Below are 25,016 nucleotides of genomic sequence, written 5' to 3'. Positions count from 1 at the left end.
TTCGGCCGAACGCCCCTCTCCGGAGGGGCGTTCGTCGTTTCCGGCGGTGTTATTGTGCTACGAAGCTAGGGCAATGGAGGTTCGGTGATCGCGTTCCATCTGGACGACCGGTCGGGTCTCGCGCCCTATCTCCAGCTCGTCCGGCAGGTGCGGCAGGCGCTGCGCGTCGGGCTGCTGCGCGAGGGCGACCAGCTCCCGACCGTCAAGGAGGTCGTGGCGCAGCTCGCGATCAACCCGAACACCGTCCTCAAGGCGTACCGGGAGCTGGAGCACGCGGGGCTGGTGGCGGCGCGGCCGGGCGTCGGGACGTTCGTGACCGCCACGCTCGCCGACGCGTCCCTGGCCGCGCACGGCCCGCTGCGCCGCGACCTGCTGGCGTGGCTGGGCGAGGCGCGCCGCGCCGGGCTGGACGACGAGAGCATCGAGGCGCTGTTCATGACGACGTTCCGGCAGTCGTCGCTGCGGGAGGCGCGGTGACGCCGCTGCTGGAGGCGTGGGGCCTCGGCCGGCGGTACGGGCGGCGCTGGGCGCTGGCGGAGTGCACGGTGCGGATCCCCGCCGGGCGCGTCGCGGGGCTGGTCGGCGCGAACGGCGCGGGCAAGAGCACGCTGCTGGCGCTCGCGGCCGGGATGCTGGAGCCGTCGGCGGGGACCGTCCGCGTGCTCGGCGACCGTCCCGGCTCGCGGCTCGGGAAGGTCGCCTACGTCGCGCAGGACGCGCCGCTGTACGCCGGGCTGACCGTCGCCGAGCACCTGCGGCTCGGCGCGCGCCTCAACCCGCGCTGGGACGCCGCGTCCGCCCGCGCCCGGATCGACCGGCTCGGCCTGGACCCGGCGCGCCGCGCGGGGCGGCTGTCGGGCGGGCAGCGCGCGCAGCTCGCGCTCACGCTCGGCCTCGCCAAGCGGCCGGAGCTGCTGATCCTGGACGAGTCCGCCGCCGCGCTGGACCCGCTGGCCCGCCGCGACTTCCGGGCGACGCTGCTCGAGGCCGTCGCGGCGGACGGGCTGAGCGTCCTGCTGGCGTCGCACCTGGTGGCCGATCTGGAGCGGACGTGCGACCACCTCGTCGTGCTGGCGGACGGCCGGGTCCGCGTGGCCGGGGACATCGACGACCTGCTCGCCCGGCACCGCCGCCTCACCGGCCCCCGCCGCGACCCGGGCACGCTGCCGCGCGGCCAGCACGTCGTCGCGGCCGTCCACGCGGCGCGGCAGAGCAGCCTGGTCGTCCGCACGGACGACCCGATCCTCGATCCGGCGTGGGAGGTCGGCGACGTGGGGCTGGAAGACCTCGTCATCGCGTACATGAGCGGTGAGCCCGTCCTGCGTCCGGCGGCCGGGCGCGCGAAGGCGGCGTGGCGCGCATGACGATCCTGCCCGGGGCCGTCGTGCTGCCCGACGGGACGCGGGTGCGCGGACGCGGGCTGCGGCACGGCACGCCGGACGGCCCTTCGCCCGACTTCGGCCTGTACCTCGGCTCTCCGCGCATGCGCCGCCGCTTCGACGGCGACCTGACCTGGGAGCACGTCTGGCTGGACTGGCCCGACTTCCGGCTGCCGCGCGACCGGGAGCGCGCCGTCGCCGAGATCCGCGCGCTGCACGAGCGCGCCCGTGCCGGACGGGCCGTGGAGGTCGCGTGCGGCGGCGGCGTCGGGCGCACCGGGACCGTGATGGCGTGCCTGGCCGTCCTCGCCGGGGTGCCCGCGGCCGACGCGGTCCGTTGGACGCGCGTCCATTATCACCCGCGTGCGGTGGAAACGCCCTGGCAGCGGAGGTGGACAAGGGCCTTCCCACCGAGTCAGGCGAAGCAGTAACGCGGGATTAACATCCCATCCGGCAGAGTGCCGGTCATGAGCCATCCCGCCGACGCGCGGCGGTCCCGGTGAGTCCGGCCCGCCGCGACGCGCTCGCCGCCCTCGTGCTCGCCTCGGTCTCGGTCGCGGCGTCCGCCGGGGGCGCGCCGGCCGCCCCACGGGCCGCCGCGCCGGCCCGGTCCGGGCGCCACCGGGCGGTCCCCGACCGCGCCGTGCCCCGTCCCCGGCCCCCGGTCACGCCCGCACCGGCCCCGACGCCGACCGCCACGGCGCTGCGGGCGCGGCGCCGGGCGCTGCGGCGGACGCTCGACCGGTACGCCGACGCTCATCCGCAGCCGTTCACCGTCGCCGTCCGTGAACTGGACACCGGCTTCGCGTTCACCTACAACGCCGCGCTCCGGCCCGTCACGGCCAGCGTCGTGAAGGTCGAGATCGTCATCGCGGCGATGCTGCGCGCCCAGCGGCGGCACGGGACGCTCACCGAAACGGAACGGGAACTCGCCGGACGGGCCGTCCGGCACAGCGACAACGTCGCCGCGACGGAGCTGTGGCACGGGATCGGCGGGACGTCCGGCCTCGCCGCCGCCGGACGCGCCCTCGGGCTGCGCCACACCGCGCCCGGCCCCGGCGACTACTGGGGCTCGACCGTCACCAGCGCCGCCGACCAGATCCGCGTCCTGTCGGCGCTGACGTCCGCGCGCGGGCCGCTGACCGGCGAGCACCGGCGCCTGCTCCTCGGCCTCATGGCCCGCGTCGCGCCCGAGCAGGCGTGGGGGATCAGCGCCGCCGCCGGGGACGGCGACGAGGTCGCGCTGAAGAACGGCTGGCTCCCGCGCAAGCCCGACGGCGGCCTGTGGACGGTCAACAGCATCGGACGCCTGCGCCGCGCGGGCCACGACCGGCTCGTCGCCGTCCTGACCACCCGCCACACGTCCATGGCCGCCGGAATCGCCATGGCCGAGCACGTCGCCGCGACCGTCGCCCGGAACCCCGCGCGGTGACGCCCGCCCCGGAAGGGCGCGCCGGACCCCACCGGGCGCGCCCTTCCGGCCGGCTCAGCCGAGCCCGGCCTCGCGGGCCAGGACGATCGCCTGAGCGCGGTCCGCGACGTGCAGTTTCACGAAGATGTTCGACACGTGGTTGCGGACGGTCTTCTGGCTCAGGAACAGGGTCGCGGCGATCTCCGCGTTGCCCCGCCCCTGCGCGATCAACTCCAGCACTTCCCGCTCCCGGTCGGTGAGCTGCGGGAACGCCGTGCGCTTCGGATCGGGCATGTCGGTGAAGTAGGTGAGGACACGACGCGCGATGTCCGGCCCGTAGATCGCCTCGCCCGCCGCGACGGCCCGCACCGCGCGGCCGATCTCCTCCGCGCCCGACTCCTTGAGCAGGTAGCCGCGCGCCCCGGCCCGCATCGCCGCGAACACCGAGTCGTCGTCGCGGAACATCGTGAGGACGAGCACGCCGATCGACGGGTTGTTGCGCGTGATCGTCCGCGTCGCCTCGATGCCGTTGCCGCCCGCCATGTGCAGGTCCATGACGACGACGTCGGGCCGCAGCTCGGCGGCGAGCCGGACGGCGTCCGGCCCGCACTCGGCCTCCGCGACGATCTCGATGCCGCCGAGCGCGACGAGCAGGCTCTTGAGGCCCTGCCGGAAGACGGGATGGTCGTCGGTGACGAGGACCCGGATCGGGGAGCTGGTCATGTGTGCCGCCTCTGCCGCTGTGGAGACCGATGCTATCCGGCCCTGCTATCCCGCCATGGCCAGCGGCAGCCGCGCGGCGACGACCGTCCCGCCGCCCGGCCGCGACCCGATCGCGCAGTGCCCGCCGACCTCGGCGGCCCACTCGCGCATCGCGGCCAGCCCGCCGCCGCGCGCCCGGCTCGGCGGCGGCAGCCCCACGCCGGAGTCGGCGACGAGGATGTGCAGGTCGTCGGCGCGCGACAGCAGGATGAGCGCGCTCGGCGCGTGCGCGTGCGCGCGGATGTTCGCGACGGCCTCGGCGACGATCCGGTACGCGGCGACCTCGACGGCGGCGGGCAGGTCGGCGGGGGAGCCGTCGAACCGGACGTCCACCCGCTCCCCGCAGCCGTCGGCGAGCGTCTCGATCGCGGTGACGAGCCCGAGGTCGTCCAGGGCGGGCGGCCGGAGGCTGCGCGCGAGGTCGCGGATCTCCCCGACGGCGCCCGCGAGCCGGTCGCGCAGCTCGGTCAGCACCGGGCCGACCTGCTCGGGCTCCGACGACAGGGTGAGGCGGGCCGCGTCCACCGTCAGCGCGAGGCTGGCGAGGCTCGGGCCGAGGTCGTCGTGCAGGTCGTGCCGCAGCCGGCGGCGCTCCTCCTCGCGGGTCGCGAGGATGCGGGCGCGCGAGCGCTGGAGTTCCCCGGTGAGGCGCAGGGTGCGGGGCGTCCCGGCGAGCCGCGCCGTGACGACGCCCGCGGTGAAGGCGCCCGCCAGCACGGCGGCGCGGGCGACGACCGCTCGCATTCCGATCCCTTTCCGCGGCCGTGCGGGGAGGCCGCCGCCCCATCGTTCCGGGACCGGTGACCCGGTGTCAGGTGACCTGTGTCCCGACCCCCGTGGGACGCCCCGGGACGCGGGCGTCGCCACCGTGGGACGGGCCGTAGAATTGTTCGCCGTGACTCAGCCCACGACTCAGACCCCGAGCGGCGACGCCGTCGACCTGCCCACCCGCTACCAGCCGGCGGACGTCGAAGGCAGGCTCTACGAACGCTGGGTATCCGAGGGCCGATTCACCGCCGACCCGGCCCGGAACCCCGGCCGTCCCGCGTACTCGATCGTCATCCCGCCGCCCAACGTGACCGGCTCGCTGCACATGGGCCACGCGCTGGACCACTCCATCCAGGACACGCTGGTCCGCCGCCGCCGGATGCAGGGCCACGAGGTCGCGTGGATCCCCGGCATGGACCACGCGGGCATCGCGACGCAGAACGTCGTCGAGCGCGAACTGGCCAAGGAGGGCCTGTCCCGCCACGACCTCGGCCGCGAGGCGTTCGTGGACCGCGTGTGGAAGTGGAAGGCGGAGTCCGGCGGCCGGATCCTCGGCCAGATGCGCCGCCTCGGCGACAGCGTGGACTGGTCCCGCGAGGCGTTCACGATGGACGACGACCGCGCCCGCGCCGTGCGGACGATCTTCAAGCGGCTGTTCGACGACGGCCTCATCTACCGCGCCGAGCGCATCATCAACTGGTGCCCGCGCTGCCTGACGGCCCTGTCGGACATCGAGGTCGAGCACGCCGACCGCGACGGCGAGCTGGTCTCGATCCGCTACGGCGACGGGGACGACTCCATCGTCGTCGCCACGACCCGCGCCGAGACGATGCTCGGCGACACCGCCGTGGCCGTCCACCCCGACGACGAGCGTTACAAGCACCTCGTCGGACGCGACATCGAGCTGCCGCTGACCGGCCGCCGCATCCCGGTCGTCGCCGACGAGCACGTCGACCCGGCGTTCGGCACCGGCGCCGTCAAGGTGACCCCGGCGCACGACCCGAACGACTTCGAGATCGGCCGCCGCCACGACCTGCCGTCCCTGTCGGTCATGGACGAGCGCGGCGTCATCACCGAGCCCGGCCCGTTCCAGGGCCTCGACCGGTTCGAGGCGCGGCCCGCCGTCGTCGCCGCGCTGCGCGAGGACGGCCGGATCGTCAGGGAGATCCGCCCCTACGAGCACTCGGTCGGGCACTGCCAGCGCTGCCGGACGGTCGTGGAGCCGCGCGTCTCGCTCCAGTGGTTCGTCAAGGTCGCGCCGCTGGCCAAGGCGGCGGGCGACGCCGTCCGCGACGGCCGCGTCGCCATCCACCCGCCGGAGATGGCCGCCCGCTACTTCGAGTGGGTCGACAACATGCACGACTGGTGCGTGAGCCGTCAGCTCTGGTGGGGGCACCGCATCCCCGTCTGGTACGGCCCGGACGGCGAGACCGCGTGCCCCGGCCCGGACGAGGAGCCCCCGGCGGGCTGGACGCAGGACACCGACGTCCTCGACACGTGGTTCTCCTCGGCGCTGTGGCCGTTCTCCACGCTCGGCTGGCCCGCCGACACGCCGGAGCTGCAGCGCTTCTACCCGACGTCCGCGCTGGTCACCGGCTACGACATCCTGTTCTTCTGGGTCGCCAGGATGATGATGTTCGGGCTGTACGCGATGGACGGCGCGGTGCCGTTCCGGACGATCGTCCTGCACGGCATGGTCCGCGACCAGCACGGCAAGAAGATGTCCAAGTCGTTCGGCAACGTCGTGGACCCGCTGGACTGGATCGAGCGCTACGGCGCCGACGCCACCCGGTTCACGCTGCTGCGCGGCGCGAACCCCGGCGGGGACGTCCCGGTCGCCGAGGAGTGGGCGCAGGGCTCGCGCAACTTCTGCAACAAGCTGTTCAACGTGGCGCGGTTCGCGCTGATCAACGGCGCGAACGTGTCCGGTCCGGTGCCCGCCGAGCTGACCACCGTGGACCGCTGGGTGCTGTCCCGGCTGAACACGGTGATCGCCGAGGTGGACGCCCACCTGGACGACTACGAGTTCGCCAAGGCGTGCGAGACGCTCTACCACTTCGCGTGGGACGAGGTCTGCGACTGGTACGTCGAGCTGGCCAAGGTGCAGCTCGCCGACGACCGGGCCCCCGCGACGCGGCGCGTGCTCGGCGAGGTGCTGGACAAGGTGCTGCGGCTGCTGCACCCGGTGATCCCGTTCGTCACCGAGGAGCTGTGGACGACGCTGACGGGCGCGGACACGCTCGTCACCGCGGCCTGGCCCGCGGCTGATCCGGAGCGCCGCGACGCCGCCGCCGAGGCCGAGATCGAGTCGCTGCAGCGGCTCGTCACCGAGGTCCGCCGGTTCCGCGCCGACCAGGGCCTCAAGCCCGGCCAGCGCGTCGCCGCCGAGCTGGACTGGGCCGGGTCGCCGCTCGCCGCCCACGAGGAGGGCGTGCGGACGCTGCTGCGGCTGACCGTCCCCGGCGACGGGTTCGCGGCGACCGCGTCGCTGCCGGTCGAGGGCGCGACGGTCCGGCTCGACACCGCCGGGGCGATCGACGTCGGCGCCGAGCGGCGGCGGCTGGAGAAGGACCTCGCCACCGCCCGCAAGGAGGCCGACCAGACGCGCCGCAAGCTCGGCAACGAGGCGTTCGTCGCCAAGGCGCCCGAGGCCGTCGTCGCCAAGAACAAGGACCGGCTCGCGCAGGCCGAGGCGGACATCGCCCGGCTGGAGCACCAGCTCGCCGCGCTGCCCGCCGGCTGAGATCGCGGGGTGTCCCCGGGAACCCGGGGGCACCGCCGGTCGTCTCTTACACTGGCGGTAAGGCGACGTGCCCGCACGTCCATCGCCCTGGACGCGCGGGACGCCCCGGACGGCAGGGGAGAGCGATGTACGAGCAGCGGCCGGTCCGTCCCGATCTCGTGCGCGACGCGGCGCCCGGCTACCTGCCCGGCCCGGGGACGCGGCCCTCGTCCGGCACGCGCGGCGTCCCCGAACCGGACCCGCACGCCTCGGGCGAGCGTCCGGTCGTGCCGCCGAGCGAGCAGTACGGGATGCCGGTCGCGCCGCCTCCGCCGCCGCCCCTCCACGTCCACCATCTGCCGCGCCGGTCGCCGGACCCGTCGATCCACGTCGTCCACGGGGTGCTGACGGTCGCGACGTTCGGGCTGTGGCTGCCGGTGTGGATCGTCCACACGATCGTCATGGCCGCGCAGGACCCGCGTCCGGCGCCGCCGCCCGTCCCGGTGCGGCCGGTCGTGCCGCTCGGGCCGCCGGTGCCGCCGCCGTCGCCCGAGCAGATCAACCACGCGGCGGTCCAGCAGGCCGCCGCCCGCGCGCACCGGCGCCGCGAGGCGCGGGCGCTCGCGCTGCACAACCCGCTGATGGCGCGCGAGCTGCGCATCGGGCGGACGGACTTCCCGCCCTACCGGCGTCCCTACGACGACGGCGGGCTGATCGACGTCAACCTCGTCCCGGCGCAGGAGCTGACGCGGTTCGGGCTCACCGTCGAGACGGCCGAGCGCATCGTGGCGATCCGCGACCAGGTCGGCGGGTTCAGCTCGGCCGAGGAACTGGCGACGATCGCCGACCTGCCGCCCAAGCTGCTGCCCGAGCTGCTCGAATACGGCCTCTACCTGCCCTGACGCGAGCGGTCGCGCCGGTTCGCCACCGGTGGGATGCCCGGCAGGTTACGATTCCGGCTGATCGTGGGCTTTGTTGTGGATCCTGCCGGGAGTGTCATGGCCGACTCGTCCCCCCTGCCGCCGGAACCGGCCGAGCAGGACGGGCTGTGGGGCGCGTCCCCGCCCTGGTGGGCCGACGAGCCCGCCGCGCCGTCGGCCGGCCCGGCGGTGACGACCGGCCCGGTGGCGCTCGTCGCCGAACCACCGCCCGTCCCGGCCCCGCGCCCCGCCCCCGAATCCACGCCCGCGCCTGAGCCCGTCACCGCGCCTGAGCCCATCGTCGCGCCCGAGCACGTCGCCTCGCCCGTCTCAGCGCCCGCGCCTGTATCCGCGCCCGCGCCAACGCCCGTCACCGCGCCAGCGCCCGTCACCGCGCCGGCGTCCAGCCCCGCGCCGGGGTCCAGTTCGGCGTCCGCGCCGACGTCCAGCCCCGCGCGGACGTCCTTGCCTGCGGCGGCGCCCGTGGTGGCGGGTGGGGCGGTGCAGGGGGTGCGGCGGCGTGCGCCGCTGTACGGGGCGCTGGTCGCGGCGGCGGTGGCGCTCGTGCTCGGTGGCGGGACGGCGGCCGTCCTCGCGGGTGGCGGGGACAAGCCGCCCGCGATCGTCCCGGCGCCCGCGACGGCCGCCGGGCTCGCCCGCAGCGCCGACCTCCCGCAGGCGGCCGTCACGTACCCGTTCGCGACGGCGGCGCTGCGCGCGGCCGGGATCGAGCGGCCCCCGATCGTCGCCGCGCTCTACGGGACGGGCGCCCGCCAGGTCCTCGTCCTCGCGGGCGACGACGTCGTCGGCGACCCGCCGGTGTTCCTGCGCCGCGCGCGGCCCGCGACCGTCCTCACCGCCCGCCGCGCCCAGGCGATGACCTGCGGCACGTTCGCGGTGCTCGCCGAGACGCGTCCCTACTGCGCGTGGGCGACCGCGAGCACCTACGGGTTCGTCGCCGCCGAGGACGCGGGCGCCGCCGACCTCGCGCCCGTCGCCGCCCGGCTGCGCGCCGCGTTGGAGAAGTCCGGCTGACCGCGCCCCGGGACGGTCGACCGCGCGGGGTGAGTAGGCTTTCGGCGTGGCAGACACCCCGCTCTCCGACTACCGGTCCGTCGTCGCGGCGATCGACGCGCGCGGCGTCGAATGGGACTTCGACCCCTCCCTGGACCGCATGGCCGACCTGGTCGACCTGCTGGGCTCGCCGCAGCGCGCCTACCCGGTGATCCACGTCGCCGGGACGAACGGCAAGTCCAGCACGGCCCGGTTCGTCGCGGCGCTGCTGCGCGAGCGGGGCCTGCGCGTCGGCCTCTACACGAGCCCGCACCTGGTCACGCCGCGCGAGCGCATCGCGATCGACGGCGAGCCGATCAGTGAGGAGGCGTTCGTCGCGGCCTACGCCGACATCGCCCCGTATCTGCCGATCGTGGACGACAAGCACCCCGTCCGGCTGTCGTACTTCGAGGTGCTGACCGCGATGGCGTTCGCCGCGTTCGCCGACGCCCCGGTGGACGTCGCGGTCGTCGAGGTGGGCCTCGGCGGCACGTTCGACGCCACCAACGTCGCCGACGGTCAGGTCGCGGTCGTCACGCCCGTCGCCCTCGACCACACCCGCTACCTCGGCGACACGGTCGAGGAGATCGCGGCGGAGAAGGCCGGGATCATCAAGCCGGGCGCGGTCGCGGTGATCGCGCAGCAGTCCGTCGCCGCCGCCGAGGTGCTGCTGCGCCGCGTCGCCGAGACGGGCGCCACGGCCGCCCGCGAGGGCATCGAGTTCGGCGTGCTGTCGCGCGACGTCGCCGTCGGCGGCCAGCGCATCGCGGTGCGCGGCCTGCACGGAACGTACGACGACGTGTTCCTCCCACTGTTCGGCGACCACCAGGCGGCCAACGCGGCCACGGCGATCGCGGCGGTCGAGGCGTTCGCGTCCGGCGGCCCGACGCCCGGCGACGTCCCGCTGGAGGCCGCGACGCGCGTCGCGCCCGGCGAGACCTACACCGGCGGCGCCGAGGGCCAGCTCGACCCGGCGCTCGTGCGCAGCGCGCTCGCCAAGGCCGAGTCGCCGGGACGGCTTGAGGTCGTCCGCAGCGGCCCGGCCGTCCTCGTGGACGCCACGCACAACCCGGCGGGCATGGCCGCGACGGTCGCGACGATCACCGAGTCGTTCGGGTTCACCCGGCTGGTCGGGGTGTTCGCCGGGGCCGCCGACAAGGACCTCGCGGGCGTCCTGGACCAGCTCGAACCCGTCCTCGCCGAACTCGTCGTCACCCGCAACTCCTCGCCGCGCTCGATGCCGCCCGAGGAGCTGGGGGAGCTGGCCGAGAGCGTGTTCGGCCCCGAGCGCGTCCACGTCGTCCCGAGCCTGGACGACGCCATCGACCAGGGCATCGCCCTCGCCGAGGAGACCGGCGAGTACCAGGGCGCGGGCGTGCTCATCACCGGTTCGGTCGTCACGGCGGGCGACGCCCGGACGCTGCTGCGCGCGGACGGCCGCTCGTGACGCGCCCGGCCACGGCCTCCGCGCGGGGCGGACGCGCGCTGCTGTCGGCCGTCCTCGCCAGCGAGGCGATCGTCATCGCGCTGGCGATCCCGGTCGCGATCTCCATCCAGGACGTGGACGCGGGCCTCGCGGGCGGCGTCTGCGGCGGCCTCGCCGTGCTGTGCCTGCTGGTGACCGGGCTGCTGCGGCGCCCGTGGGGCGTCCAGGCCGGGACGGTCCTCCAGGTCGCGATCCTGCTGACCGGCTTCCTCGTCCCGACGATGTTCTTCCTCGGCGTCCTTTTCGGGGCGCTGTGGGCGACGTCGCTGTGGATGGCGCGCAAGGCCGAAGCCGTCCAGGCCGCCGCCGCGAATTCCGCGCCGGAAAACCCGGCCGGAAAAGACGCGCCGCCGCCCGGCGCGTGAATTCGTGCCGAATTCCGGCGCCCCCGGTCCCACCGGGCGCTCCCGGAGCCCGGTAAACTTCGCGGCCGGAGGCGCGCCGCCCGTCCGGCGGCCCCGTTCCGGCCGCCGCGTCCGCGCGCCACTCGCATCCATCCGTTTTGAGGAGAACCACCCGTGTCCGAGCGCACTCTCGTCCTGGTCAAGCCCGACGGCGTCCGCCGCGGCGTCGTCGGCGAGGTCATCAGCCGGATCGAGCGCAAGGGCCTGCGGCTCGTGGCGCTGGAGCTGAAGCGGCTGCCCCGGGAGACCGCCGAGGCGCACTACGAGGAGCACGCGAGCAAGCCGTTCTTCGGCGAGCTGGTGGACTTCATCACCGGCGGGCCGCTCGTCGCGCTGGTCGTCGAGGGGCCGCGCGCCATCGAGGCGTTCCGCGCCCTCGCCGGGGCGACCGACCCGGTGAGCGCGACGCCCGGCACGATCCGCGGCGACTTCGCGCTGGAGATCGGCGAGAACATCGTCCACGGCTCGGACTCGACCTACTCCGCCGAGCGCGAGATCAAGCTGTTCTTCCCCGAGCTGGGCTGACCGCGCACCCTCCCGCGCGGTCCCGTGCACACCGACCGCGCACGCCGACCGCGCACCCCGCCGCGACCGACACACGCGGGCCGGATCCGTCCGGCCCGCGTCTGTTTTACTCCGGCGATCCCAGGTCAACGCCGGTTTTTTGGGCGCGACGCACCGAATGGGCGGCTGACCCGGCCGCGCGTGGCACGTTACGATAGGGGGTGCCGCTCCGCACGCCCGCCGACATGAAGGGCTCCCTTTCTTCATGGGTAACAAGTTGTCGTTTCTCGGCCGTGACATGGCGGTCGACCTTGGCACCGCGAACACGCTCGTCTACGTCCGCGGACGCGGCATCGTCCTGAACGAACCCTCCGTCGTCGCGATCAACACCAACAACGGCAAGATCGTCGCGGTGGGGATCGAGGCCAAGCGGATGATCGGCCGCACGCCCGGCAACATCGTCGCCGTCCGTCCGCTGAAGGACGGCGTCATCGCCGACTTCGACGTCACCGAGCGGATGCTGCGCTATTTCATCCAGAAGGTCCACAAGCGGCGCCACTTCGCCAAGCCGCGCATCGTCGTCGCGGTCCCGAGCGGGATCACCGGCGTCGAGCAGCGCGCGGTGAAGGAGGCCGGCTACCAGGCGGGCGCGCGGCGGGTCTACATCATCGAGGAGCCGATGGCCGCCGCGATCGGCGCGGGCCTGCCGGTCTACGAGCCGACCGGCAACATGGTCGTGGACATCGGCGGCGGCACCACCGAGGTCGCGATCATCTCGCTCGGCGGCATCGTGACGAGCCAGTCGGTGCGCGTCGGCGGCGACGAGCTGGACCAGGCCGTCATCTCGTTCTCCAAGAAGGAGTACTCCCTGATGCTCGGGGAGCGCACCGCCGAGGAGATCAAGATGGCGATCGGGTCGGCCTATCCCGGCGGCGAGGACGAGCCGCACGCCGAGATCCGGGGCCGCGACCTGGTCAGCGGGCTGCCGAAGACCGTCGTGATCTCGTCCGAAGAGGTCCGCCGCGCGATCGAGGAGCCGGTCAACTCGATCGTGGACGCGGTGAAGACCACCCTGGACAAGTGCCCGCCGGAGTTGTCCGGCGACATCATGGACCGGGGGATCGCGCTCACCGGCGGCGGCGCGCTGCTCAAGAACCTGGACGAGCGGCTGCGCGAGGAGACCGGCATGCCGATCCACCTCGTGGACAACCCGCTGGACTCGGTCGTCCTCGGCACCGGCAAGTGCGTGGAGGACTTCGAGTCCCTGCGGCAGGTGCTGGTCCCCGAGCCGCGTCACTGACCTGCCCGGACGGAATTAACGTCCGATTCGCCCGTTTCGGTTCGGGGACCCGGCGGGCCGGGAAAGAGAGCAACGCGGACCGGGCCGCCCGGCCGTTTCATGCATGCGAGGCTGTCCCGGCATGTCGTGTCTCCAGCGGTCAGGCAACAGTGGGATAACAGTGGGACAGCCGAGACAACGGGAGGACGGTCGGTGAACGACACCCGGCGGACCCGGTCGGTCCTCGGCGTGCTGATCGTCGCGGCCCTCGTGCTGATCACGGTCGACTACCGGGGCGGGGAGAACTCGCCGCTGCGCGGCCTGCGCGATGTCGGCGCGGCCGTGTTCGGGCCGGTCGAGCGCGCGTCGGCCGCCGTGGTCCGGCCCGTCGGCAACACCTTCGACGCGATCACCGACGCGCCCGACCAGCGGCGCCGCGCCGAGAAGCTGGAGCGCGAGAACCAGCGGCTGCGCGAGCAGATCCGCGCGGGCGCCATCGACGCCGGCCGCGCCCGCCAGCTCGACCGGCTGCTCGGCACCGCCGGGATCGGCGGCTACAAGATCGTCGCGGCGCAGGTCATCTCGGCGGGCCAGGGCTTCGAGGACACCGTCACGCTCGACGTCGGCAGCAGCAGCGGCGTCCGCCGGGACATGACGGTGATGAGCGCGGACGGCCTCGTCGGCCGCGTCACCCGCGTCGGGCCCGCCACCGCGACCGTCCTGCTCGCGACCGACGCGGCGTCCTCGGTCGGCGCGCGGCTGGAGGACACCAAGGAGATCGGGATCGTCACCGGACGAGGCCGGCGCGGCCTCGGCGACGGCGGCGGCACGCCGATGAAGTTCCAGCTCCTCAACGCCAACGCGACGCTGAAGGTCGGGCAGCGGCTCGTCACGCTCGGCTCGCAGGGCGACTCGCCGTACGTGCCGGGCGTCCCGATCGGGGTCGTGGAGCGCATCGACCGTCCCGAGGGCGGGCTGAGCCGCACCGCCTACGTCCGGCCGTTCGCGCGGTTCACCAGCCTGGACGTCGTCGCGGTCGTCGTCGCGCCGCCCAAGTCCGACCCGCGCGACGCCGTGCTGCCGCCGCGTCCGGCGCCGCCGCCGTCCCCGTCGCCGTCCGTCTCCCCCTCGCCGCACAAGAAGACCGTGAAAGCCAAGCGCAAGAGGGAGGGCTGACCTTGCTGAACGCACCCGAGCCGACTCCGGCGGGCCGTCATCTCACGGCCGCGCTGGTCCTCGTCGTCGCGCTCGTTCTGCAGGTGTCGGTCGCCAACCGGCTGCCGCTGCCGGGCGCCGTCACGCCCGACCTGGTGCTGCTGACGGTCGTCGCGCTCGCCCTCGTGAACGGGTCGCTGACCGGCGTCGTCGTCGGGTTCTGCGCGGGCCTGGCCGCCGACATCATCCCGCCCGCCGACCACACGATCGGCCGGTACGCGCTCGTGTACTGCATCATCGGCTACGTCTGCGGCATGGCGTCGGCCGAGATGGACCGCAAGTCCGTCGTGCCGTTCCTCGCCGTCGCCGTCGGCGCGCTCGCCGGGACGACCGTGTACGCGCTCACCGGCGCGCTGCTCGGCGACCCGCGCGCGAGCTGGACGATCGTCGCGCGCATGGTCCCGCTCCAGGTGTTCTACGACGTCGTCGCCAGCCCGTTCGTCGTGTGGGCCGTGCTGCGCGTGACCCGCCGCTACGAACGCGCCGACCGCGCGTCCCGCGACCGGTTCGCGCTGCCCGCCGCCAAGTACCGCGCGATGTCGGGCCGGGGGACCGGGCTGTGAGCTCCCGGACGCACTTCCGCCTCGTCGTCCTGTACGTGGTCGTCGGAGCGCTGCTGCTGACGCTCGTCAGCCGCCTGTGGACGATGCAGGTGCTCCAGGGCGAGCACTACCAGCAGGTCGCCGCCGACAACCGCACCCGCGACATCGTGGTGCCCGCCGTGCGCGGCATGATCCTGGACGACACCGGGCGCCCGCTCGTCCGCAACCGCACCGCGCTCGTCGTCTCCGTCGACCGGACGACGCTGATGCGCCAGAAGGACCGCGGCGCCGCCGTCCTGACCCGCCTCGCGACCGTGCTCGGCACGACGCGGCAGGCGCTGGAGATGCGGATCCGGCTCTGCGGGCCGGTGACGCCGCGTCCGTGCTGGCCCGGCTCGCCGTACCAGCCGATCCCGGTGGACGACCGCGTCAACGACAAGCGCGCCCTGCAGATCGTGGAGCGCCAAGAGGACTTCCCGGGCGTCACCGCCGAGATGCAGGCCGTCCGGGAGTATCCGCGGCCGTCGGGCGCGGGCGCCGCGCAGGTCCTCGGCTACCTCCAGCCGATCACCCAGGCCGAGCTGGACCGGCAGAAGAACCTCAAGGTCACCGGGTACGCGGGCGCCGACCTCATCGGGCGCGACGGCCTGGAGGCCACCTACGACGAGCAGCTGCGCGGCGTCCCCGGCGAGCGGACGGTCCTCGTGGACAGCCAGGGCCGCGTCACCGGCACCGCGAAGGAGAAGGCGCCGGTGCCGGGCGCGAACATCGTCACCAGCATCAACTCCAGGATCCAGGCGGCGGCGGAGAAGTCGCTGGCCGAAGCCGTGCAGAGCGCCCGCGCGCACGGCCGCAAGGCGGACGCGGCGGCGGCCGTCGTCATGGACGTCACCAACGGCCACATCGCCGCGCTCGCCAGCTACCCCACCTACGACCCGAGCATCTGGACCGGCGGCATCTCCCAGCGGCAGTACGAGGCGCTGCTCGGCAAGAAGGAGGGGCAGCCGCTCGTCTCCCGCGCCATCCAGGGCCAGTACGCGCCCGGCTCGACGTTCAAGATCTCCTCGGTGGCCGCCGCCGTGAACAGCGGCTACCCGCTGAACGGCACCTACCCGTGCCCCGGCTCCTACAAGGTCGGCAGCCGCGCCTTCACCAACTTCGAGGGCGAGTCGCACGGGGACATGAACCTGCACCAGGCGCTCGTCGTCTCCTGCGACACGATCTTCTACAAGTTCGCCTACGAGCAGTGGCTCCGCGACGGCGGCACCCGGCCGAAGAAGCACCCGGCCGACCCGATGGTCGCGATGGCCCGCGACTACGGGTTCGGCTCCCGCACCGGCGTGGACCTGCCGAGCGAGGCGACCGGGCGCATCCCCGACCGGTCCTGGAAGAAGGCGTACTGGGACGCCACCAAGACGGCCGACTGCAAGGGCGCCAAGCAGGGCTACCCCGAGATCGCCAGGACCGACCCGGCCCGCGCCGCCTACCTCAAGGCCATCGCGGCGGAGAACTGCGCGCAGGGCTACGCCTGGCGCGCGGGCGACGCCGCGAACCTGTCGGTCGGGCAGGGCGACGTGCTCGCCACGCCGCTGCAGGTCGCGCGCGCGTACGCGGCCGTCGCCAACGGCGGGACGCTCGTCGTGCCGCGCGTCGCCACGTCCATCGTCCGGCCGGACGGCACCCGCGTCGAGCAGGTCGCCGTGCCGCCCGCGCCGAAGCTGCCGGTGTCCAAGAACGTCCTGTCCTACATCCGGGGCGGGCTCGCGGGCGTGGTGAAGTCCGGCACGGCCGCCGGGGCGTTCGGCGGGTTCGACGACAAGAAGCTCGCCGTCGCGGGCAAGACCGGCACCGCCGAGGTCTACGGCCACGATGACACGTCCTGGTTCGCCTCGTTCGCGCCGGTGCAGAACCCGCGGTTCGTCGTCGTGGTCATGACCTCGCAGGGCGGGACGGGCGCCGAGACGTCCGCGCCCGCCGTGCGGCGGATCTGGGAGGCCATGTACGGGCTGAACGGCCAGAAGCCCGCGCTGGTGAACGGGCAGCTCCCGAACGTCCTGCCCAAGCCCGCCGACGACGGCGCCGGGAAGGCCCCGTGACCGCCGCCCGGTCCGCGCCGCTCGGCACCCGCCGCGACCCCGCGCTGTGGCGCCGCCGCGCGTCCGCGCTGCGCCGCCTGGACTGGACGATGTTCCTGTCGGTCGCGGCGCTGTCGGTGCTCGGGGCGCTGCTCGTCCGGTCCGCGACGCACCGGCTGCTGCTCGACCAGGGCCGCGACCCGAACTCGTTCCTGGACCGGCACCTGCTGAACCTCGTCATCGGCGTCGGCCTGTGCGCGCTGTTCACCGTGCTGGACTACCGGCTGCTGCGCGCGTACGTCCCGATCCTGTACGGGCTGGCGTGCCTCGGGCTGCTCGCGGTGATCACGCCGCTCGGCTCGACCGTCAACGGCTCGCACTCGTGGATCATCATCGGCGGCGGGTTCCAGGTGCAGCCGTCGGAGTTCGCCAAGGTCGGGCTGGTCGTGCTGCTCGCGATGATCCTCGGCGAGCCGCGCGACGGCGAGGTCGGGCCCGGCCGCCGCGACATCCTCATGGCGCTCGCGTTGGCCGGGGTGCCCGCCGCACTGATCATGCTCCAGCCCGACCTCGGGACGACGCTGGTGTTCGCCGCCGTCGTCCTCGGGATGCTCGCGGTGTCGGGCGCGCGCAAGCGGTGGATGGCCGGGCTCGTCGGGATCGGCCTCGCGGGCGGGTTCGGCGTCTGGTTCTTCGGGCTGCTCAAGGCGTACCAGATCGCCCGGTTCACCGCGTTCCTGGACCCGTCCGCCGACCCCGCCGGCGCCGGGTACAACGCGCAGCAGGCGCGGATCGCGGTCGGGTCCGGGGGCGTCACCGGACGCGGGCTGTTCCACGGGCAGCAGACGCTCGGCCACTTCGTCCCCGAGCAGCAGACCGACTTCATCTTCACCGTCGCGGGCGAGGAGCTGGGGTTCCTCGGCGGCGCGCTGATCGTCGCGCTGCTCGGCGTCATCCTGTGGCGCGGGCTGCGCACCGCCAGCCAGGCCGCCGACCTGTTCGGGACGCTCGTCGCCACCGGCGTCGTGTGCTGGCTGGCGTTCCAGGCGTTCGAGAACATCGGGATGACCCTCGGGATCATGCCGATCACCGGGCTGCCGCTGCCGTTCGTCTCCTACGGCGGATCGGCGACGTTCGCCAACTTCATCGCGCTCGGGCTGCTCCAGGCCGTCCACCTGCGCCGCCGCACGTTCGATTGAGTTGTGCAGTGTCTACCCCGACCAACCAACCCCGACCGACCTCCCGGCTGTGCGGGTAGCCTGTCCCTCTGTCCCCTTTCGCTTCCGGAGGCCGCCGCCATGCCCGTCGAGTCGCTCTTCCCACGGCTGGAGCCGCTGCTCCCGCGGGTGCAGAAGCCGATTCAGTACGTCGGCGGTGAGCTGAACTCCGAGGTCAAGGACTGGGACGCCGCCCGCGTCCGGTGGGCGCTGATGTACCCCGACGCCTACGAGGTCGGCCTGCCCAACCAGGGCGTCCAGATCCTCTACGAGATCCTCAACGAGCGCGACGGCGTCCTCGCCGAGCGCACGTACTCGGTGTGGCCCGACATGGAAGCGATCATGCGGGAGCACGGCATCCCGCAGTTCACCGTCGACGGGCACCGGCCCGTCGCGGCGTTCGACGTCCTCGGCGTCTCGTTCTCCACCGAACTCGGCTACACCAACCTGCTCACCGCGCTGGACCTCGCCGGGATCCCGCTGGACGCCGCCGACCGCGCCGACGGGCACCCGATCGTCCTCGCCGGCGGGCACGCCGCGTTCAACCCCGAGCCCATCGCGGACTTCGTCGACGCGGCCGTCCTCGGCGACGGCGAGGAGATCGCGCTGGCGATCACCGAGCTGATCCGCGAGTGGAAGGACGAGGGCGAGCCCGGCGGACGCGACGAGGTCCTGCTGCGCCTCGCCCGCACCGGCGGCGTCTACGTGCCGAAGTTCTACGACGTCGAGTACCTGCCCGACGGCCGGATCCAGCGCGTCGCGCCGAACCGGAACGGTGTTCCGTGGCGGGTCGCCAAGCACACCGTCATGGACCTGGACCAGTGGCCGTACCCGAAGAAGCCGCTGGTGCCGCTGGCCGAGACCGTCCACGAGCGGTTCAGCGTGGAGATCTTCCGCGGCTGCACGCGCGGCTGCCGGTTCTGTCAGGCCGGGATGATCACCCGTCCGGTCCGCGAGCGGTCGATCACCACGATCGGCGACATGGTCGAGAACGGGCTGAAGGCGTCCGGCTTCGAGGAGGTCGGGCTGCTCAGCCTGTCCAGCGCCGACCACAGCGAGATCGCCGACGTCGCCAAGGGCCTCGCCGACCGCTACGAGGGCACCAACACCTCGCTGTCGCTGCCGTCCACCCGCGTGGACGCCTTCAACGTCACGCTCGCGGGCGAGTTCTCGCGCGGCGGGCGCCGCTCGGGCCTGACGTTCGCGCCCGAGGGCGGCTCGGAGCGGATGCGCCGCGTCATCAACAAGATGGTGTCCGAGGACGACCTCATCCGCACCGTCACGACCGCGTACGAGAACGGCTGGCGGCAGGTCAAGCTCTACTTCATGTGCGGCCTGCCCACCGAGGAGGACGCCGACGTCCTCGCGATCGCCGACATGGCCCGCCGCGTCATCCAGGCGGGCCGCGAGGCCACCGGCCGCCGCGACATCCGCTGCACGGTGTCGATCGGCGGGTTCGTCCCGAAGCCGCACACGCCGTTCCAGTGGGCCGCGCAGTGCGACCACGAGACCGTCGACCGCCGCCTGCGCGCGCTCAAGGACGCCCTGCGCGGCGACCGCGAGTACGGCCGCGCCATCGGCCTGCGCTACCACGACGGGAAGCCGTCGGTGATCGAGGGCCTGTTGTCGCGCGGCGACCGCCGCGTCGGCCGCGTGATCCGCGCGGTGTGGGAGGACGGCGGCCGGTTCGACGGCTGGAGCGAGCACTTCTCCTTCGAGCGCTGGCTGACGGCCGCCGAGAAGGCCCTCGCCGACGAGCCCGTGGACGTCGACTGGTACACCGTCCGCGAGCGCGACGAGGTCGAGGTCCTGCCCTGGGACCACCTCGACGCCGGGCTCGACCGCGAATGGCTCTGGCAGGACTGGCGGGACGCGGTCGAAGAGACCGAGGTCGAGGACTGCCGCTGGACGCCCTGCTACGACTGCGGCGTCTGCCCCACGATGGGCACCGAGATCCAGATCGGCCCGACCGGGCGCAAACTGCTCCCGCTGAACGTCGTCTGACGAATCGGAAGAAACGCCGGAAGCCCTTGCCGCACAAGGGTTTGCGCAGCGAAGACGATCTTCTGGTGCGGCGCGGCGGTCGAGGGGCTGTCGCGGCGCCGTATTCTGTTGGGTAGAGCGTCCGTCCGCACGGGCGGGCGCCGACGACTCGCGACGACAGTAGGAAGGACGACAGCCCTGGCACCCATGCCGGAGGGTCCCGCACCGGCCCCCGTGATCCAGCGCCTGCGGGTCCGCTACGCCAAGCGGGGCAGGCTGCGCTTCACGAGCCACCGCGACATATCCCGGGCCGTGGAACGCGCCGTCCGGCGCGCCGGGATCCCGGTCGCGTACAGCGCGGGATTCACCCCGCACCCGAAGATTTCCTACGCGGGTGCGGCGGCCACCGGGGTGGCCAGCGAGGCGGAGTACCTCGAACTCGGGCTCACCGAGCCGCGCGACCCCGAGCGGGTCCGGCGCGAACTCGACACGGCCCTGCCCGGCGGGCTGGACGTCGTCGACGTCGTGGCCGTGCCGCCGGGGTCCGGCCGGGCGAGCGCCCTGGCCGACCGGCTGGAGGCGTCGGAGTGGCGCGTCCGGCTGGACGGGATCGCGCCCGACGAGGCCGCCGCCGCCGTGGCGGCGTTCCTGGCCGCCGAGGCGGTCGAGGTCGAACGCCTCACCAAGAAGGGTCGCCGCCGTTTCGACACGCGGCCCGCCGTGTCCCGCTGCGAAGTGGACCGGCGTGCCTCGGAGGCGGCGGATGCCCCTTGTGCGATACTTCGCATGGTTGTCCGGCATACCACTCCTGCCGTACGACCCGACGACATCCTCACCGGACTGCGCCAGATCGCCGACCTCGCGCCGCCGTCACCACCGCTGGTGACCAGGCTGGCGCAGGGGCCTCTGGACGCGGCCACCGGTGGCCTCACGGATCCGCTCGGACCCGATCGGGAGACCGCGCAGCCGACCGGCGATGGTGCCGGTACGGCGGCCGTGCCTGCCCTTCGTCCGCCGGCCGTGGGCGTGGATGCCGCCGGCGCCCACCCCTAGGGGACCGTGCCGTTCCCGGCACGGGCCCGTGTTCTGCGGGCGGGCGCACCCCCGACGACTTCGTCGGCGTGCCCGGACGACCGTCCGGGCGCACCGGCACCGAGAACTGAGGAGAGTTCCCGCGCGGCGCACCGCACGTTCCCGCCCCGACCGGCGGGACGGCGGTCGCGCCCGGGAACCTGACGGGAGATTGCCCGGATGCTTGAGAACGAAGCCGAATCGGCCACGGCCGGCGGCACCGCACAGGTGAAGAAGCCCGCGCGCACGACACGCCGCGCCGCGAGCCGGCCCGCGGGCCCGCCGCCGGAGGTCGAGGAGGCCGCCGCGCCCGTCGTGCCGGCCCTGGAGACCGCGCCGCCCGCGCCGGTCCGCAAGCCGAAGGTCACGCGGACGACGCGCACGCGCAAGAAGGTCGTGCCGGTCGAGCCCGCCGACGAGCCCACCGGCGACACCGCCGCACTCGTGTCCGGCGCCGCGTCCGCCACGGTGTCCGCCACCCCGACCGAGGCCGCGCCCGAGACCGCGCCCACCGGCCGCAAGGCCACGCGCGCCCGCGGCGCCGCCCGGACCGCCACGACCACGCCGGAGCCCACCGCGTCCGAGAGCGCCGACGACGCCGCCGCCGGATCCGCACCCGAGGGCGCTCGCACCGCCGGATCCGCACCCGAGGGCGCTCGCGCCGCCGGGACCGCCGGGTCCGCGCCTGAGGGCGCTCGCGGCGCCGGGCGTTCGCGCGGAGCCGCCCGGGGCGCCGCCGCCGGGGCCGCGCCCGAAGGCGGCGACGAGGCTGCCGCCGGGGCCGCGGCCGAGGGCGTCGGCGACGCCGCCGCCGGCGAGTCCGACGCGGAGAGCGTCGGCGAGAAGCCCGCCGCGCGTTCGCGGACGCGGCGTCGCACCGCTGCCGCCGCGCCCGCCGTCGAGACCGTCGCGGCGTCCGCCGAGACCGAGGCCGAGCCCGCCGCCGAAACCGCGCCGGAGCCGCAGGCCGAGAAGCCCGCGCGGACGCGGTCGCGGCGCCGGGCCGTCGCGCCCGCCGGGCCGCCGCCCGAGCCGCCCGCCGAGGACACCGCGCCCGCGCCGGCCGCGCCCGTCACCGCGCCCGCCGACGGCACGCCCGCCGAGCCGGACACCGAGGAGGGCGAGACCGGCGTCCCCGCCGGGATTCCTTCGGTGACGTTCCAGCCGCCGATGGTCGTGTTCCAGCCGCCGCAGCCGACCGCGTCCACGCCGCGCCCCGAGCGCGAGGCCGCCGTCGTCGAGGAGGCCGCCGAGCCCGTCGCCGACGAGGCCGCCGAGGACGACGAGTCCGCCGAGCGGTCGGGCCGCCGCCGGCGCCGCCGGGGCGGCCGGGGCCGGGGCAAGAGCGGCAAGGACGGCGCCGCCGACGAGGGCGCCGAGGAGCCGGCCGAGGCCGAGCAGCCCGCGCCCGAGAAGGCGAAGAAGGAGCCCAAGAAGGAGGCCGCCGCGCCCGCCGCCGAGGCCGAGGCCGAGGACGACGAGCAGGGCGACGGCGAGGGCACCGGCAGCCGCCGGCGCCGTCGGCGCCGCCGCCGCGCGGGCGCCGAGGACGCGGTCGCGGCCGACGAGCCGAACACCGTCGTCCACGTCCGGGAGGCGCGGGCGGTCGAGGACGAGGTCCAGTCCGTCCGGGGCTCCACCCGGCTGGAGGCCAAGAAGCAGCGCCGCCGCGAGGGCCGCGAGCAGGGCCGTCGCCGCCCGCCGGTGATCACCGAGGCGGAGTTCCTGGCGCGCCGCGAGTCGGTGGAGCGGACGATGGTCGTCCGCCAGGAGGGCGAGCGGACGCAGATCGCGGTGCTGGAGGACGGCGTCCTCGTCGAGCACTACGTCAACCGCGCCACCAACCAGTCCTACGTCGGCAACGTGTACCTCGGCAAGGTGCAGAACGTGCTGCCGTCGATGGAGGCGGCGTTCGTCGACATCGGCAAGGGCCGCAACGCCGTCCTGTACGCGGGCGAGGTCAACTGGGACGCGTCCGGGCTGGAGGGCCAGCCGCGCCGCATCGAGGTCGCGCTGAAGTCGGGCCAGTCGGTGCTGGTGCAGGTCACCAAGGACCCGCTGGGCCACAAGGGCGCCCGGCTGACCAGCCAGGTCTCGCTGCCCGGCCGCTACCTCGTGTACGTGCCGGACGGCTCGATGACGGGCATCAGCCGCAAGCTGCCCGACAAGGAGCGCGCCCGCCTCAAGCAGATCCTCAAGAAGATCATGCCCGAGCACGCCGGGGTGATCGTCCGGACGGCCGCCGAGGGCGCCACCGAGGAGGAGCTGGCGCGGGACGTCGCGCGGCTGTCGGCGCAGTGGGAGAACATCCGCAAGCAGCAGAAGACGGCGTCGGCGCCGTCGCTGCTGCACGGCGAGCCGGACCTGACCGTCCGCGTCATCCGCGACATCTTCAACGAGGACTTCGCCAAGCTGGTCGTCGCGGGCGACGGCGCGTGGGACACCGTGTCGGAGTACGTCCACTACGTCGCGCCGCACCTGGAGGACCGGGTGGAGCGCTGGGAGGGCGGCCAGGACGCGTTCGCGGCCTACCGCGTGGACGAGCAGATCGCCAAGGCGCTGGAGCGCAAGGTGTGGCTGCCGAGCGGCGGTTCGCTGGTCATCGACCGCACCGAGGCGATGACGGTCATCGACGTCAACACCGGCAAGTTCACCGGCCAGGGCGGGAACCTGGAGGAGACGGTCACCCGCAACAACCTGGAGGCGGCCGAGGAGATCGTCCGCCAGCTCCGGCTGCGCGACATCGGCGGCATCATCGTGGTCGACTTCATCGACATGGTGCTGGAGAGCAACCGGGACCTCGTCCTGCGGCGCCTCGTGGAGTGCCTGTCGCGGGACCGCACCAAGCACCAGGTCGCCGAGGTGACGTCGCTCGGCCTCGTCCAGATGACGCGCAAGCGGGTCGGGCAGGGGCTGCTGGAGGCGTTCTCGGAGACCTGCGAGTGCTGCAACGGGCGCGGGATCCACGTGCAGCTCACGCCGGTGGAGTCCAAGGACGCCAAGGCGCAGAACGGCGGCAAGGAGACCGGACGGCGCCGCAAGCGCAAGGGCGACGTGGAGAAGGCCGTCGAGGACAAGCTCGCCCGCCAGGAGGCGGCGCGGGCCGAGGACGACGACGACACCGACGAGTCCGACCCGCAGGCCGTGGTGGAGGCCGCCGAGGCCGCCGCCGAGTCGGCCACGACGGCGCCGGGCGCGCTGACCGCCGACGAGCCGGTGGACGCCGAGGCCGACGCCCCGGCCGCGACGGCGGGCCGCCGTCGGCGCACCCGCCGGACGAAGAAGGACGAGCCCGCCGAGTAGCCGTCCGCGGGGCCCGGACGCGGTTCGCGTTCGGGCCCCGCGATCCGGTATTCTCAAATGTCGGCGCGCCGTCGGCGCGCCTGCGACCGCCCGGAATCTCCGGGCGCGTCCCCGCCGCCGCCGCGGCGGGTCCTGCACAGAGCGCCGGTGGATTCCTCCACCGGTGTGCCGCCCTCGGCGCGATCCGGGGGTAGGTCCTCGTCCGAGGGCTGGTTTCGACCACGCGTGGGACCGGTTCAGTCCGGAAGCGCGCGCAGACGAGAGGTTTCCGCGGTGTACGCGATTGTCCGCGCAGGCGGCAGGCAGGAGAAGGTCGCCGAGGGCGACGTTCTCACCGTCGACAAGCTGACCGGCGAGCCGGGTGACTCGCTGACCCTTCCGGCGCTGCTGGTCGTCGACGGCGACAACGTCGTCAGCAAGGCCGCCGACCTGGCCGGGTACGAGGTGACCGCCGAGATCGTCGGCGCCGTCAAGGGCCCGAAGATCAACATCATGCACTACCGGAACAAGACCGGGTACAAGCGGCGGATGGGTCACCGCCAGCCGTACACCGAGATCAAGATCACCGGTATCTCCGGGAAGTAAGGGAGCGGGGCAATGGCACACAAGAAGGGCGCATCGTCCAGCCGGAACGGTCGTGACTCCAACGCCCAGCGGCTCGGTGTCAAGCGCTTCGGCGGCCAGGTGGTCAACGCCGGCGAGATCATCGTCCGGCAGCGCGGCACCCACTTCCACCCCGGACCGGGTGTGGGCCGTGGCGGCGACGACACATTGTTCGCGCTGGTCGCGGGCGCTGTGCAGTTCGGGCGCTACCGTGGCCGTAACGCCGTGAGCATCGTCCCGGCGGAATAAGTCCGCGGGCCGAGAAGGCTTTTTCGAGGGGCGGACCGTACGGTCCGCCCCTCGCTCTGTCTGACGGCGG

Annotated in this window: 22 protein-coding genes; 20 read left to right on the top strand and 2 right to left on the bottom strand. The window is 74.1% G+C overall.

Translation table 11 applies throughout. From position 1 onward, the window contains the following. The first annotated feature begins 84 nt into the window (after window positions 1-84). The 4 genes from GQ466_RS17490 (at window position 85) to GQ466_RS32840 (ending at window position 2,811) form a co-directional block, all read left to right on the top strand. Window positions 85-477, top strand: coding sequence for a GntR family transcriptional regulator (locus tag GQ466_RS17490; protein ID WP_161104040.1), 393 nt, complete (start codon window positions 85-87; stop codon window positions 475-477). Beyond that, complete coding sequence (locus GQ466_RS17485) at window positions 474-1,364, top strand: ATP-binding cassette domain-containing protein (RefSeq protein ID WP_161104039.1); 891 nt, start codon at window positions 474-476, stop codon at window positions 1,362-1,364. The genes GQ466_RS17490 and GQ466_RS17485 overlap by 4 nt, the downstream gene beginning before the upstream one ends. Beyond that, complete coding sequence (locus tag GQ466_RS17480) at window positions 1,361-1,810, top strand: protein-tyrosine phosphatase family protein (RefSeq protein ID WP_161104038.1); 450 nt, start codon at window positions 1,361-1,363, stop codon at window positions 1,808-1,810. Before GQ466_RS17485 ends, GQ466_RS17480 begins: the two co-directional genes overlap by 4 nt. A gap of 68 nt (window positions 1,811-1,878) precedes the next feature. After that, window positions 1,879-2,811 carry a serine hydrolase gene (locus tag GQ466_RS32840; RefSeq protein WP_161104037.1) on the top strand — a complete coding sequence of 311 codons (933 nt, stop codon included), beginning with the start codon at window positions 1,879-1,881 and terminating at the stop codon, window positions 2,809-2,811. Between the two features lie 54 nt (window positions 2,812-2,865). On the opposite strand, the gene GQ466_RS17470 is transcribed toward GQ466_RS32840, so the two are convergent. After that, window positions 2,866-3,513, bottom strand: coding sequence for a response regulator transcription factor (locus GQ466_RS17470; protein WP_161104036.1), 648 nt, complete (start codon window positions 3,511-3,513; stop codon window positions 2,866-2,868). Window positions 3,514-3,558: 45 nt separating this feature from the next. Further along, complete coding sequence (locus GQ466_RS17465) at window positions 3,559-4,296, bottom strand: sensor histidine kinase (protein ID WP_161104035.1); 738 nt, start codon at window positions 4,294-4,296, stop codon at window positions 3,559-3,561. 151 nt (window positions 4,297-4,447) lie between these two features. On the opposite strand from GQ466_RS17465, the gene GQ466_RS17460 reads away from it, so the two are divergent. From GQ466_RS17460 to rpmA, 16 genes are all read left to right on the top strand, one after another. Then, window positions 4,448-7,063 carry a valine--tRNA ligase gene (locus GQ466_RS17460; RefSeq protein ID WP_161104034.1) on the top strand — a complete coding sequence of 872 codons (2,616 nt, stop codon included), beginning with the start codon at window positions 4,448-4,450 and terminating at the stop codon, window positions 7,061-7,063. 125 nt (window positions 7,064-7,188) lie between these two features. Continuing rightward, window positions 7,189-7,944, top strand: coding sequence for a ComEA family DNA-binding protein (locus tag GQ466_RS17455; RefSeq protein ID WP_237418107.1), 756 nt, complete (start codon window positions 7,189-7,191; stop codon window positions 7,942-7,944). A gap of 96 nt (window positions 7,945-8,040) precedes the next feature. Continuing rightward, a complete protein-coding gene (locus GQ466_RS17450; RefSeq protein WP_161104033.1) occupies window positions 8,041-8,997 on the top strand; it encodes a hypothetical protein in 957 nt (318 codons plus the stop codon). A gap of 46 nt (window positions 8,998-9,043) precedes the next feature. Then, window positions 9,044-10,462, top strand: a complete 1,419-nt coding sequence (locus GQ466_RS17445; RefSeq protein WP_161104032.1) for a glutamate ligase domain-containing protein — start codon at window positions 9,044-9,046, stop codon at window positions 10,460-10,462. Next, window positions 10,459-10,866 (top strand): DUF4233 domain-containing protein, encoded by a 408-nt coding sequence (locus GQ466_RS17440; RefSeq protein WP_161104031.1) that lies wholly within the window; start codon window positions 10,459-10,461, stop codon window positions 10,864-10,866. The genes GQ466_RS17445 and GQ466_RS17440 overlap by 4 nt, the downstream gene beginning before the upstream one ends. A gap of 153 nt (window positions 10,867-11,019) precedes the next feature. After that, window positions 11,020-11,430, top strand: coding sequence for a nucleoside-diphosphate kinase (gene ndk / locus GQ466_RS17435; protein WP_161104030.1), 411 nt, complete (start codon window positions 11,020-11,022; stop codon window positions 11,428-11,430). Window positions 11,431-11,674: 244 nt separating this feature from the next. Continuing rightward, on the top strand, window positions 11,675-12,709 hold the full coding sequence (locus GQ466_RS17430) for a rod shape-determining protein (protein ID WP_161104029.1): 1,035 nt from the start codon (window positions 11,675-11,677) through the stop codon (window positions 12,707-12,709). 192 nt (window positions 12,710-12,901) lie between these two features. After that, complete coding sequence (gene mreC / locus GQ466_RS17425) at window positions 12,902-13,864, top strand: rod shape-determining protein MreC (RefSeq protein ID WP_161104028.1); 963 nt, start codon at window positions 12,902-12,904, stop codon at window positions 13,862-13,864. 2 nt (window positions 13,865-13,866) lie between these two features. Further along, the gene (mreD, locus tag GQ466_RS17420; protein ID WP_161104027.1) at window positions 13,867-14,466 is read left to right on the top strand and encodes a rod shape-determining protein MreD; all 600 of its coding nucleotides are present in this window, start codon (window positions 13,867-13,869) and stop codon (window positions 14,464-14,466) included. Next, window positions 14,463-16,541, top strand: a complete 2,079-nt coding sequence (gene mrdA / locus GQ466_RS17415) for a penicillin-binding protein 2 (RefSeq protein WP_161104026.1) — start codon at window positions 14,463-14,465, stop codon at window positions 16,539-16,541. The genes mreD and mrdA overlap by 4 nt, the downstream gene beginning before the upstream one ends. Continuing rightward, window positions 16,538-17,719, top strand: coding sequence for a rod shape-determining protein RodA (rodA, locus tag GQ466_RS17410; RefSeq protein WP_161104025.1), 1,182 nt, complete (start codon window positions 16,538-16,540; stop codon window positions 17,717-17,719). Before mrdA ends, rodA begins: the two co-directional genes overlap by 4 nt. A gap of 99 nt (window positions 17,720-17,818) precedes the next feature. Then, a complete protein-coding gene (locus GQ466_RS17405) occupies window positions 17,819-19,741 on the top strand; it encodes a TIGR03960 family B12-binding radical SAM protein (protein ID WP_161104024.1) in 1,923 nt (640 codons plus the stop codon). A 186-nt stretch (window positions 19,742-19,927) separates the two neighbouring features. Further along, window positions 19,928-20,773, top strand: a complete 846-nt coding sequence (locus GQ466_RS17400; RefSeq protein WP_161104023.1) for a TIGR03936 family radical SAM-associated protein — start codon at window positions 19,928-19,930, stop codon at window positions 20,771-20,773. Between the two features lie 198 nt (window positions 20,774-20,971). After that, window positions 20,972-24,094: an Rne/Rng family ribonuclease gene (locus GQ466_RS17395; protein ID WP_237418106.1), complete on the top strand. Its 3,123-nt coding sequence runs from the start codon at window positions 20,972-20,974 to the stop codon at window positions 24,092-24,094. Between the two features lie 273 nt (window positions 24,095-24,367). After that, window positions 24,368-24,679 carry a 50S ribosomal protein L21 gene (rplU, locus tag GQ466_RS17390; RefSeq protein ID WP_161104022.1) on the top strand — a complete coding sequence of 104 codons (312 nt, stop codon included), beginning with the start codon at window positions 24,368-24,370 and terminating at the stop codon, window positions 24,677-24,679. A gap of 12 nt (window positions 24,680-24,691) precedes the next feature. After that, the gene (gene rpmA, locus GQ466_RS17385; protein WP_161104021.1) at window positions 24,692-24,946 is read left to right on the top strand and encodes a 50S ribosomal protein L27; all 255 of its coding nucleotides are present in this window, start codon (window positions 24,692-24,694) and stop codon (window positions 24,944-24,946) included. Window positions 24,947-25,016 lie beyond the last annotated feature (70 nt).

The sequence above is a fragment of the Actinomadura rayongensis genome, assembly GCF_009831215.1.
Lineage (GTDB): Bacteria > Actinomycetota > Actinomycetes > Streptosporangiales > Streptosporangiaceae > Spirillospora > Spirillospora rayongensis.
Note: the sequence above shows the minus strand (reverse complement) of the source record. Positions and strands in the feature narration are given on the sequence as shown.

Coding starts and splice junctions, on each gene's coding strand:
- GQ466_RS17480 (WP_161104038.1), top strand. CDS start 1,361: ATGACGATCCTGCCCGGGGCCGTCGTGCTGCCCGACGGGACGCGGGTG.
- GQ466_RS17470 (WP_161104036.1), bottom strand. CDS start 3,513: ATGACCAGCTCCCCGATCCGGGTCCTCGTCACCGACGACCATCCCGTC.
- GQ466_RS17465 (WP_161104035.1), bottom strand. CDS start 4,296: ATGCGAGCGGTCGTCGCCCGCGCCGCCGTGCTGGCGGGCGCCTTCACC.
- GQ466_RS17455 (WP_237418107.1), top strand. CDS start 7,189: ATGTACGAGCAGCGGCCGGTCCGTCCCGATCTCGTGCGCGACGCGGCG.
- GQ466_RS17450 (WP_161104033.1), top strand. CDS start 8,041: ATGGCCGACTCGTCCCCCCTGCCGCCGGAACCGGCCGAGCAGGACGGG.
- GQ466_RS17430 (WP_161104029.1), top strand. CDS start 11,675: ATGGGTAACAAGTTGTCGTTTCTCGGCCGTGACATGGCGGTCGACCTT.
- GQ466_RS17405 (WP_161104024.1), top strand. CDS start 17,819: ATGCCCGTCGAGTCGCTCTTCCCACGGCTGGAGCCGCTGCTCCCGCGG.
- GQ466_RS17400 (WP_161104023.1), top strand. CDS start 19,928: ATGCCGGAGGGTCCCGCACCGGCCCCCGTGATCCAGCGCCTGCGGGTC.
- GQ466_RS17395 (WP_237418106.1), top strand. CDS start 20,972: ATGCTTGAGAACGAAGCCGAATCGGCCACGGCCGGCGGCACCGCACAG.
- rpmA (WP_161104021.1), top strand. CDS start 24,692: ATGGCACACAAGAAGGGCGCATCGTCCAGCCGGAACGGTCGTGACTCC.